General features: G+C 42.9%; 11 protein-coding genes. All 11 read left to right on the forward strand.

Annotation, left to right across the window (positions count from 1 at the left end):
* Window positions 1–34: 34 nt before the first annotated feature.
* Window positions 35–1,237: a dihydropteroate synthase gene (folP, locus tag VN379_RS13240; RefSeq protein WP_325534565.1), complete on the forward strand. Its 1,203-nt coding sequence runs from the start codon at window positions 35–37 to the stop codon at window positions 1,235–1,237.
* A gap of 13 nt (window positions 1,238–1,250) precedes the next feature.
* The gene (gene folB / locus VN379_RS13245) at window positions 1,251–1,619 is read left to right on the forward strand and encodes a dihydroneopterin aldolase (RefSeq protein WP_325534567.1); all 369 of its coding nucleotides are present in this window, start codon (window positions 1,251–1,253) and stop codon (window positions 1,617–1,619) included.
* Window positions 1,616–2,140: a 2-amino-4-hydroxy-6-hydroxymethyldihydropteridine diphosphokinase gene (gene folK / locus VN379_RS13250; RefSeq protein ID WP_325534569.1), complete on the forward strand. Its 525-nt coding sequence runs from the start codon at window positions 1,616–1,618 to the stop codon at window positions 2,138–2,140. The genes folB and folK overlap by 4 nt, the downstream gene beginning before the upstream one ends.
* Window positions 2,133–3,257 (forward strand): MGDG synthase family glycosyltransferase, encoded by a 1,125-nt coding sequence (locus VN379_RS13255; protein WP_325534571.1) that lies wholly within the window; start codon window positions 2,133–2,135, stop codon window positions 3,255–3,257. The genes folK and VN379_RS13255 overlap by 8 nt, the downstream gene beginning before the upstream one ends.
* Before the next feature lie 154 nt (window positions 3,258–3,411).
* Window positions 3,412–4,497: a DNA-processing protein DprA gene (dprA, locus tag VN379_RS13260; protein ID WP_325534573.1), complete on the forward strand. Its 1,086-nt coding sequence runs from the start codon at window positions 3,412–3,414 to the stop codon at window positions 4,495–4,497.
* Window positions 4,494–6,689 (forward strand): type I DNA topoisomerase, encoded by a 2,196-nt coding sequence (topA, locus tag VN379_RS13265; RefSeq protein ID WP_325534575.1) that lies wholly within the window; start codon window positions 4,494–4,496, stop codon window positions 6,687–6,689. The genes dprA and topA overlap by 4 nt, the downstream gene beginning before the upstream one ends.
* Window positions 6,682–7,980 carry a methylenetetrahydrofolate--tRNA-(uracil(54)-C(5))-methyltransferase (FADH(2)-oxidizing) TrmFO gene (gene trmFO / locus VN379_RS13270; RefSeq protein ID WP_325534577.1) on the forward strand — a complete coding sequence of 433 codons (1,299 nt, stop codon included), beginning with the start codon at window positions 6,682–6,684 and terminating at the stop codon, window positions 7,978–7,980. The genes topA and trmFO overlap by 8 nt, the downstream gene beginning before the upstream one ends.
* A gap of 96 nt (window positions 7,981–8,076) precedes the next feature.
* Window positions 8,077–9,021 (forward strand): tyrosine recombinase XerC, encoded by a 945-nt coding sequence (gene xerC / locus VN379_RS13275; RefSeq protein ID WP_325534579.1) that lies wholly within the window; start codon window positions 8,077–8,079, stop codon window positions 9,019–9,021.
* Between the two features lie 21 nt (window positions 9,022–9,042).
* On the forward strand, window positions 9,043–9,573 hold the full coding sequence (gene hslV / locus VN379_RS13280) for an ATP-dependent protease subunit HslV (RefSeq protein ID WP_325534581.1): 531 nt from the start codon (window positions 9,043–9,045) through the stop codon (window positions 9,571–9,573).
* Window positions 9,574–9,585: 12 nt separating this feature from the next.
* Complete coding sequence (gene hslU, locus VN379_RS13285; RefSeq protein ID WP_414714995.1) at window positions 9,586–10,986, forward strand: ATP-dependent protease ATPase subunit HslU; 1,401 nt, start codon at window positions 9,586–9,588, stop codon at window positions 10,984–10,986.
* A gap of 38 nt (window positions 10,987–11,024) precedes the next feature.
* Window positions 11,025–11,801, forward strand: a complete 777-nt coding sequence (gene codY, locus VN379_RS13290) for a GTP-sensing pleiotropic transcriptional regulator CodY (protein ID WP_325534585.1) — start codon at window positions 11,025–11,027, stop codon at window positions 11,799–11,801.
* Window positions 11,802–11,812: the final 11 nt, after the last annotated feature.

Genomic DNA, 11,812 nt, shown 5'->3' on the forward strand with positions numbered 1-11,812 from the left:
AAATTATATTTTGCCGCAATAGGGGAGGATACTAATGCAACATAATATGCGAGTAATTGAGATAAAAAATCAGGAGCAAGCTAGAGCAGAACTGACAAAAATAAAATGTGACCCTGGCGGAGTTGCTATTATGTCTAATAAGGCTGTATATAAGACGATAAAAGTGGAAAACGTTTTAAGTAAAGCCGCACTTATTTTAAAGCAGACATTTCTCTCTAAAGGTGGCGAAGCCTCAGTTTCCAGGGGAGCAGCCGACTTTAGTGACCAATATACAGATGTATTTTTAAGCGGTAGTTTAAAGCACTTTAAACAAAGCATCCCTCAACTTAAAGTTCAGCCATGGGGTCTGAAAAAACTAGCCGAAGAACTGGAAGCTGTAATAGCCGCTAGCGAAAAATTTCCGCAGCGTACCTATGAGCTTGGGAAACACCGCTTAGCTATCACTCCGGAAAAAACGCTGGTCATGGGGATTTTAAATTTTACGCCGGATTCTTTTTCTGACGGTGGAAAGTTTAATAACATTGATGCAGCATTAAAACATACTGAACAAATGATTAAAGAGGGTGCCGATATTATTGATATCGGTGCTGAGTCTACCAGACCATACGGTTCCGAGAAAATCTCGGCTCAAGAAGAGCTGGACAGGCTAATGCCTGTGCTTGAAAAGGTATTAACTGTTGCAAGTGTTCCTGTTTCTATTGATACCTATAAAAGCAGTGTAGCCCGTGAAGCGCTTAAAGCCGGCGCTCATATAATCAATGATATCTGGGGGTTGCAATTTGATCCGGAAATGGCTAAGGTAGTTGCCGAATATGGCGTGCCGGTTGTAATTATGCATAATCAAGAAGGTACAACTTATCAGCGAGACATTATGGCTCATGTTCTTGAATTTTTGCGGCACAGCATTGAGATAGGCGAGTCTGCGGGTATCAGCGCTGCTAACTTAATTGTGGATCCAGGCATTGGGTTTGGCAAAACTCCGTCAGATAATTTGGTTATGCTGGCGCGGCTCGAAGAACTCAAATCGCTGGGGTGCCCTGTATTGTTAGGCACTTCGCGTAAACGGTTCATCGGTGATATTTTGAATACTCTACCCAGTGAACGGGTGGAAGGTACAGGAGCTACCGTAGCGTTAGGGATTATGAAAGGTGCTAATATTGTCCGGGTTCATGATGTACAAGCCATAGCTCGTATAGCCCGCATGACAGATGCGATAATAAATGCGAAATATAAGTAGGGGGTAGCTATAAGTGAGTCATAGAGTTTCTTTAAAGAATATGGTGTTTTACGGCTTTCACGGTGTATATGAATTTGAACGGGAATTAGGGCAACGATTCTATGTTGATCTTGATATGAAAGCCGATTTAAGCCAGGCTGGTAAAAGTGACCGGCTTGAAGAAACAGTAGACTATGTTTCTATTTACAATCAAACCAAAGATATCGTGGAAAATCAGCGGTTTCAACTTCTTGAAGCGTTATCCTACCACATTGCTGAGGAAGTTTTACGGCTGCACCGATTAGTAGAAGAAGTCATAGTGCGGGTTCGTAAACCCTCCGTACCCATTGCCGCAGCCCTTGATTATGTTGAAGTTGAAGCCATACGGAGACGCAGCGAATGATTGCCTTAGGATTGGGTTCTAATATTAGTGGTGGCAATAATACCAGGGAAGAAAATATTGCGAGTGCCATAAGGCTGCTAGGTGATCATCCCAGCATAACGATTGAACAGATATCTTCATTATATGAGACTGAACCTGTCGGTTTAAAGGAGCAGCCCAGTTTTCTCAATGCAGTCATTGCGATTAATACTGAGTTACCGCCGCTGGAATTACTTGAGGTTTGCCTTAAAATTGAACGGCAAATGGGGCGGGTTCGGGAAGTGAGATGGGGGCCGCGCAATATTGATATCGATCTTTTACTCTATCATAATGTAGAAATGGCTACTACCATTCTTGAGTTGCCCCATCCCCGTATGCCTGACAGAAGATTTGTTTTAATTCCATTGGCTGAGATTGCAGGCAATCTTTTAGTATATAAAGGCCAGACAGCACAAGCGTTATTGGCAGTAACTGGTGATGATAGTCAAGTTATCTGCTATGGTGCTATAAAAAAATCTTGGCAGGCGAACGCTATTGGCTAATCAGCGGGTTTTATTTATCAGCGCTCCGATTGGGGCCGGGCATATTAGAGCAGCGCAATCTGTTAGCCAATTACTTCAGTTAAACTATAATTGCCACACAGAACTATGTAATATTTTTGATTTCTGCCATCCAGTTTTTGGACAGACAATACTCACTGGTTATTTAAAAATACTGGATATTTTTCCTCAAGCCTATGGTGCAATGTATGGCTGGGGAAATCGAAGCCGGCTGGCATTACTTGGCAGAGAGTTAGTTAGTCAGATTTTTGCCAGGCGAATGGTAGATTATATTAATAAGTTTCAACCATCAGTCATTGTATGTACTCATGCAACCCCGGCTGGTTTGGTGGCCTGGCTCAAAAAAAAAGGTTTGATTAAAGTACCGGCAGTAGCGATTATAACTGACTTTGTTGTTCACAGCCTATGGGTTTATCCTGAACTTGAGCACTATTTTGTTGCTCATTCCGCTATGGCTGAAGACTTGAGTAAAAATGGTATATTACCTCAATCAATTGCTGTTACAGGAATACCGATCAGTGATAGTTTCTTTCAGCCATGTGACAAATATCAAATTCTCGACAAACTAAGTCTTAGTCCAGAACGAAAAACAATCCTGATCATGGGCGGTGGGGCCGGGGTATTACCAATGGGTGAAATACTGGAATTATGTGCTCAGATTGACAGGCCGCTGCAGATCGTCGCCATAACCGGAAAAAACCAGTCGCTTTACCGGAGTCTTATTCAACTAGGATTAGTTATCCGGCATCCTGTGAGAGTCTTTAGCTATATAGATAATGTGCATGAACTTATGAGTATTGCCGATCTGTTAATATCAAAACCTGGTGGTATGAGTTCGTCAGAGGCTTTGGCGCTGGGTGTTCCACTTGTTATTTATCGTCCTATACCTGGTCAGGAAGAAGCAAACAGTCGGTATTTATTAAATAGCGGTGCCGCACTTAGAGCAGATTCATTGTCTGAATTACAAAATATATTGATTGCGCTATTTGATGATTATGATGGTTTTACCACTTTACGCCGACAGGCAGTTTTGCTGGGACGACCTTTTGCAGCTAAGAATATTGTGGATTTTATTGCAAAATACTACTTTAAAGCTTAAAAATATAAAAATATTGTTAAAAAATGCTCAAATAGGACCTTGGGCCCTTGACCTTTGGATTTTATCCCAGGTATAATTGCTAGTATTATGATTTACCAAGTACTTACTAGTTGCTAGTGGCTTTTCAATATTAGCTGATCTGGAGGAACTGAATATGGAGCAGTTTTACTTGGCTGCCTTACAACAGGTTCCAGGTATTGGCAGTTCGCGCATTAAGGCCTTGGTTGATTATTTTGGTAGCGCCCGGCAGGCTTGGTTAGCTGACCAGGGCGATTTATTTTTATCCAAGTGTCTTGATAATACGGTTTGTAATAATTTGCGTGGTCAGCGGGACAAGCTAGATATACATAACCTGGCTGAGGTATTATTTAAAAAAAGAATATTTCTCTGCAGCTTAACTGAAGATAGCTACCCTGTCTTGCTGCGTAATACCTTTAACCCACCTTATATCTTATATTATCGGGGTGTTCTGCCTAAGAATGACAGACTAGTGGCTATCGTTGGTTCTCGCGATGCTTCGGTATACGGTAAAAATGCCGCAAGTATGCTAGCGTCCGCTTTAGCAGCTGCCCATGTAGGTATTGTCAGCGGTGCCGCCAGAGGGATTGATACAGCAGCTCACCAAGGGGCATTAGAGCAGGGGTATACAATTGCTGTGGTTGGCTCAGGAGTAGACATTTCTTATCCACCAGAAAACGCTAAGCTGCTTTCCCGTATTGCCGAGTCTGGCGCCGTAATCTCCGAATACGCTCCGGGGGTTCTGGCCCGGGCAGGACATTTTCCTGCCCGCAACCGTATTATTAACGGCTTGTCCCGTGGTGTTGTTGTAGTAGAGGCAGCAGAAAAGAGTGGGGCGCTTATCACCGCTGACTTCGCTTTAGAAGAAGGGCGGGACGTGTTTGCCGTACCCGGTAGTATTTTTTCACGGGGGAGCAAAGGGGCCAACAGGCTTATAAAACAGGGAGCCAAACTAATTGACAGTGCCGGTGATGTTCTGGAGGAGTATGGCTGGGAAACCGGTTCGGTTAATCAGGCAGGGCCTGAACTGTCTAACGATGAACAGGCTGTGTATAGTTTGCTGAATTATGAAAAGCCTATAGGAATTGAAGAAATTATAACAAAACTGAATGTACTGCCGGCAACGGCTGCATATATATTATTGCAACTTACATTACGGGGTTTGACGGTCGAACATAGCGGTCAATGCTATACTTGTGCCGCCAGGGAGGGAAATAAGTGAGCAAAGCTCTAGTTGTGGTAGAATCCCCGGCCAAAGCCAAAACTATAGAAAAGTTTCTAGGTAAAAATTATACAGTTAAAGCTTCTATGGGGCACTTACGTGATTTGCCTAAAAGTCAGTTTGGTGTTAATATTGAGAACGGTTTTGAGCCCAAATATATTAATATCAGGGGTAAGGGTGAGCTTATCAAAAGCCTGAAGGAAGCTGCCAAGAATGCCGATACAGTGTATCTGGCAACAGATCCTGATCGTGAAGGTGAAGCTATTGCCTGGCATTTAGCGCACATCCTCAATATTCCTGAGAATACTACATGCCGAATTGAATTTAACGAGATAACCAAACCGGCCATACAACAGGCTGTTAAAAAGCCGCGCCCAATCAACCTGCCTCGGGTTTATGCTCAGCAAACCAGGCGAATACTTGACCGCATTGTGGGATACAAACTCAGCCCGCTTTTGTGGCGTAAAGTACGTAAAGGGCTTAGTGCTGGTCGAGTACAGTCTGTCGCCGTCAGGTTAATTTGCGACAGAGAAAAAGAGATCCAGGCATTTGTTCCGGAAGAATACTGGACGATAACTGCTAAGCTTAAGGAAAAGACCAACTCTAAAATATTTGATGCTGAATTAGTTGCAATTGATGGTAAAAAATTGGATGTTAATAATGCGATTCAGGCTGAAGGCATTGTTAGTGATTTAAATCAGGCTGAATACATAGTTAGTGATGTTAAAAAGCGGGAAAGAAAACGTAATCCCTATCCGCCGTTTACTACTAGCACCTTGCAGCAGGAAGCATCCCGGAAATTGGGCTTTACATCCCGTAAAACCATGATGGTTGCCCAACAGCTGTATGAAGGACTCGATATTGGCCGTGCCGGTCAAGTCGGTCTTATTACCTATATGCGAACTGATTCAACCCGGGTATCTGAAACTGCCCAGCAAGAGGCCAGAACCTATGTTGAGAACAAATTCGGCTTAAATTATCTGCCGGATAAATCGCCTGTTTACGCTAATAAGAAATCTCAGGATGCTCATGAGGCAGTTCGGCCTACTACACTTGAGTTGGCACCTGACACAATTGATAAGAATCTAAGCAAAGATCAACTAAAACTATATACTCTCATTTGGGAAAGATTCATTGCCAGCCAGATGACCGCCGCTGTCTATGACACGCTTACCATAGAAATCATGGCTGGTCAGTATAAACTAAAGGCTACCGGCTCGCAATTAAAGTTTCCGGGATTTTTAGCAGCGTTTAGCGGCACAATTGGCAAAGGCAAAGAAGTAGAACAAACCGCTGATAGTGATTTGGATAATGAGACTACCTTGCCTGCCCTTACCAGCGGGCAAGTCTTAAAACTAAACAAACTTGATCCTAAACAGCATTTTACTGAACCACCGCCTCGTTATACGGAGGCATCACTAGTTAAAATGCTCGAGGAAAAAGGTATTGGTCGTCCTAGCACTTATGCTCCAACAATAGAGACGATCGTTGAGCGGGGTTATGTAGAGCGCGTTGATAAAAAGTTTTTGCCTACTGAGCTTGGATTTGTTGTGCTGGATCTTTTGAAGCAATATTTTGATAAAATTGTTGACGCTGAATTTACCGCCGGAATGGAAGATAAATTAGATGATATCGCAGAAGGCGATGCATCATGGTTAAGTGTTTTAGAACAGTTTTACGATCCTTTTGCTAAAGATCTGAGTTTCGCAGAAGAAGCGATCGGGCATGTTGAACTGCCTGTTGAGGTATCTGACATTCCCTGTGAGAACTGTGGGCGGATGATGGTTGTTAAACAAGGAAGGTATGGCAATTTCCTTGCATGCCCGGGATTCCCGGCCTGCCGCAATACAAAGCCTATTTTAAAAGACACTGGCGTAAAATGTCCGAAATGTAGTGGGGCTATTGTTGAACGTCAGACAAAACGTCGCAAAGTCTTTTATGGCTGTGAGAACTATCCGGAATGCGATTTTAATACCTGGGATATGCCATTAAAGGATAGTTGCCAAGTGTGCGGTGCATTTATGGTCCGGCATAAATATAAGAACGGCGGTGTTTCTGCAGTATGCAGCAACGTGGCCTGCTCAACCCGCCAAACGCCTGAAAATAAAGAAACTCCTGTTAAAACAGACAATAATGAAAAACAGGCGAAATCACAAAAAACTGTTGCTAACCGGAGGAAAAAAAGTGGCTAAAGTTACTGTAATAGGAGCTGGTTTAGCCGGCAGTGAAACTGCCTGGCAACTGGCTGAAGCTGGTATAGATGTAGATTTGTACGAGATGCGCCCGAATGTTATGACCCCGGCTCACCATACTGCTCTGTTTGCTGAATTGGTATGCAGTAACTCACTTAGAGCAGCAGCTATAGAAAATGCCGTTGGCCTTTTAAAAGAAGAAATGAGAAGGCTCAATTCTCTTATTATGCGAGCAGCTGACGCTAACTGCGTACCAGCTGGTGGGGCACTTGCTGTTGATCGAAGTGGTTTTAGTCAGATGATTACTGAGACTCTTAGCAATCATCCGCGGATTACCATTATCCATACTGAATTACTGGAAATACCTGACGCCCGCCCCTTGGTTATTGCTACCGGACCGTTGACTTCACCTGCTTTCTCCGGTGCAATCAGCCGATTGACCGGCAGTGAGCATTTGTACTTTTACGATGCCGCGGCGCCAATTGTAACCGCTGACTCACTTAATATGAATATTATTTATCGGGCTTCCCGCTATGGTAAGGGCGATGATGACTACCTAAACTGCCCAATGACCAAAGAGCAATATGAACTTTTTTGGCATGAGCTGACTCAGGCCGAGGCTGCTCCGGTTAAAGACTTTGAAAAGATAGTCGTGTTTGAAGGCTGTATGCCGATAGAGGCTATGGCTGCCAGGGGAATTGACACTATGCGATTCGGCCCAATGAAACCTGTAGGTTTAAGACATCCGGAGACTGGTGAAATGCCTCACGCTGTAGTGCAACTTCGTCAAGATAATTTCGCAGCAACATTATATAACATTGTTGGTTTTCAAACCCACCTTAAATGGCCTGAACAAAGCCGGGTGTTCAAGCTTATTCCAGGTCTGGAGAATGCTGAGTTTGTTCGTTATGGGGTGATGCACCGGAATACATTCGTTAATTCACCAATGATATTGCGTCCTACGTTACAGATGAAGGAGCAACCACAAATACTATTTGCCGGACAGATTACCGGCGTTGAGGGTTATATTGAATCAGCGGCAAGCGGACTGATCGCAGGTATAAACGCCGGTAGGTTGGCGCGCGGTCTTGACCCACGGATTTTTCCGGAAGAAACAGCTCATGGTGCCCTGTGCCGTTATATTACTCAGACTAATACGACTAATTTTCAGCCGATGAATATAAATTTTGGTCTGTTGCCTCCACTAGGGCATAAGATTAAAGATAAGAAGCTCAAAAACAAAACTATTGCTGAAAGAGCATTAGGGGTACTGGAGAATTTATTTGAATAATTTGACAATAATATTGCGGAATTATTGCAGGTATGTTAGTATAATAGTAATTTCCACAAGACCAGAACTAGGTAACATGCGAAAGAACGAGTGACAATGTCTAAAAACGAAGAATTGGATACCATTGACCAACTCATTGAGAAGTTTATACTGTACCTTAAAATTGAAAAAAATGCATCCCAGCACACTATTCACAATTACCAACGTGATATTCTGCAGTTTGTGGAGTTTGTGTCTAGACAAGGGGCTGAGGAGGCTCTGCTTATTAAGACTACTCCGATTTTAATTCGTAGTTATTTGGCTTATCTAAAATCTGAGCAGTATGCCAAAGCGACCATTATGCGACGAATTGCGGCGCTTAGGTCGTTTTTCCGGTTTTTATGCCGCGAGAATATTTTGAGTGAAAACGCCTTTGATGCTGTTAGAACACCTAAATTAGAAAAAAAACTGCCTGTTTTTCTTGATACTAATGAAATTAGTGAGTTAATCACCTTACCGGATAACAGTCCATTGGGTCTTAGAGACAGAGCTGTGCTGGAAATGCTCTATGCAACTGGGGCCCGGGTTAGTGAGCTTGCAGGGATTAACCTGCCGGATATTGATTTTACTAGTCGAACAATTATTGTATCTGGTAAGGGGGCCAAAGAAAGGATAGTCCTTATTGGCCGGAGTGCTGCCCGAATTTTAGATAGCTATCTGTTAAGTTCACGTAGCAAACTATGTGCACAGGCAGGCAAATATGGCAGGCAAACTGGAAAAGTCCATCAGCGCCTGTTTGTAAATAACCGGGGTGGAGCGCTTACTGACAGGAGTATCCGACGGATTGTAGAAAAATATGTAGAGGCGTTAGCAATCAAAAAGAATGTTACCCCTCACAGCATTCGTCACACCTTTGCTACCCATCTTTTAGACAATGGTGCTGACCTGAGGTCAGTACAAGAGCTTTTAGGGCATGTTAATTTATCAACTACTCAGCTTTACACACATGTAAGTACTGAAAGACTTAAAGCGAGTTATAAAAAATCTCATCCACGGGCTTAAATTTCCTCGGAGGTGATACTTATGTTTCATGCTACAACAATTGTCGCGGTTCGCTATCAGGGGAAAACTGCCATAGCAGGTGACGGGCAGGTAACTTTTGGTCAAAATACAGTAATGAAGCATAATGCAAAGAAAGTCCGCCGACTTTACCATGGTAAAGTATTAGCCGGGTTTGCCGGTTCGGTAGCTGATGCATTTACTTTGTTTGAAAAGTTTGAAGGAAAGCTCGAAGAGTTTAATGGAAACATGATGAGAGCAGCAGTTGAACTTGCAAAAGAATGGCGTTCTGATAGGGTTTTAAGGCGGTTAGAAGCGCTTCTTATTGTCGTTGATGCCGAGCATCTTCTTATTATTTCTGGTAATGGTGAGGTTATTGAACCAGATGATGGTGTAACCGCTATTGGATCCGGGGGGCCTTACGCCCTGGCGGCTGCTAGGGCGCTGGTACAGCACTCTACATTGACTGCTGATGCTATTGTCCGTACAGCGCTGGAAATTGCCGCAAATATTTGCGTGTATACGAACGACCATATTACGGTTGAAGAGTTATAGTCTAAAGGGGGGATGATTTTGCTGGAACTTACACCAAAAGAGATAGTCAATGAATTAAATAAGTACATAATCGGTCAACAGCAGGCAAAAAGATCAGTGGCCGTGGCTCTAAGAAATCGTTGGCGCAGTAAGAGACTGCCAGCAGAGCTTAAGGAAGAGATTATCCCTAAGAATATTTTAATGATTGGTCCTACAGGTGTTGGTAAAACAGAAATAGCCAGGCGTCTGGCCAAGCTTGTGAATGCTCCATTTGTTAAAGTCGAAGCAACTAAGTTTACTGAGATAGGTTATGTTGGGCGTGATGTCGAATCAATGGTGCGTGATTTGGTGGAAACATCAATCCGCATGGTTAAACAACATAAAATAATTGAAGTAAATGATAAGGCTAAAGAGTTGGCGGACGAACGTATTCTTGATCACTTTGTTCCACCGGTAAAAAAAGAATCGCTCCGTAATCCATTTGAAATGCTGTTTTCTGGTGGTATGGGGACTAATCAGGATAAACCACCAGAGCCTGAAGAGTCTCAATCATTCAACACTGGCCGTGAATGGTGGCGTAAACGTTTGAGTAGCGGTGAACTCGAAGACGAACTCATAGAGATTACAGTCGAAGATGCTACTCAACCGGCGATGGGGATGTTTGCTGGAACCGGAATTGAAGAAATGGGTATGAATATACAGGATATGCTCGGTAACTTAATTCCTAAGAAGCAAAAGAAACGTAAAGTAACAATTGCTAACGCCCGAAAAATCTTTATCCAAGAAGAAGCGCAAAAGCTAATTGATATGGATGAGGTTACAACAAGCGCAGTCAGTCTTGCCGAGAACTCAGGCATTATCTTTCTCGATGAAATTGACAAGATAGCTGGCAGGGGGCATAGCTCCGGACCTGATGTTTCGCGGGAAGGAGTTCAGCGTGACATCCTACCGATTGTGGAAGGCTCTACCGTTGTCAGTAAATATGGACCTGTGAAAACTGATCATATCTTATTTATTGCCGCAGGCGCCTTCCATGTGTCAAAACCATCTGACTTAATACCTGAATTGCAAGGACGATTTCCAATCCGGGTTGAACTGACCAATCTGTCAAAAGAAGACTTGCGTCAGATATTAACTGAGCCAGCCAATGCGTTAATAAAGCAATATATTAGTCTCCTTGAGACTGAAGGTATAAAAATTGAGTTTACAGAGGACGCTATTGATGAACTGGCAGACATCGCGTGCAAGGTAAATGCCCAGACTGAAAACATTGGAGCTCGCCGGTTGCACACTATATTAGAGAAACTCTTGGAAGATCTGGCGTTTGATGCTCCTGACGCGATTGAACGGCTCGTCATCATTAACCGTGAGTATGTCAAATCTAAACTAGACCACATAGTTGTTAATCAAGATTTAAGTCACTATATTTTATAGCTTAATTTGTCTTAATTTTGAAAGGTAGGGGAATATTAATGTTATCATTATTGGAACGCACTCGTACAATCAACAAACTGCTTCAGAAATCTGAAAACGTTGAATATAGTGAGGTTTCTACAGTACTTAGCTCAGTTATGGCCGCTAATGTTTATATTGTCAGCAAGGATGGTTCTGTTTTAGGGTTTGCTTTAATTGATGATTTTGAATGCGATCTCATGCGGGATAAAGTACTTCAACTGGGTAAATTCCCGGAACGCTATGTTTCATGGTTACAAAAAATTGATCTAACGTCGCCTAATCTTCGACTAGAAGGCGGCCTATGCACATTTAGTGATGGAACAAGTTGTATGTTTAATGATAAATTTACCACTATTGTACCAATTCATGGTGTTGGTGAACGAATTGGCACGCTGATTGTTGCCAAATTCAGTGCTGAGTTTACCGATGATGATTTGGTATTGGCGGAGTATGGCGCTACGGTTGTTGGTATGGAAATGCTTAGAGACCGCAGTGAGAAAATTGAAGAGGAAGCCCGGAAAAAGGCTACTGTACAAGTTGCGTTAGGCACATTGTCTTACTCTGAACTAGAGGCTGTTATGCATATTCTAAGTGAACTTGAAGGCAATGAAGGGCTTCTGGTCGCCAGCAAAATAGCCGACCGCGTCGGCATCACCCGCTCAGTTATTGTAAATGCACTGCGGAAGTTTGAGAGTGCGGGTGTAATTGAATCAAAGTCCCTTGGTATGAAAGGAACCTATATTAAAGTACTAAATGAGCGTTTATTAGATGAATTAAAAAAATTAAAGAAATAAACTTGTATATT

Origin of the sequence: Sporomusa sp. (assembly GCF_035561255.1) — a bacterium.
Classification (GTDB): Bacteria; Bacillota; Negativicutes; order Sporomusales; family Sporomusaceae; genus Sporomusa.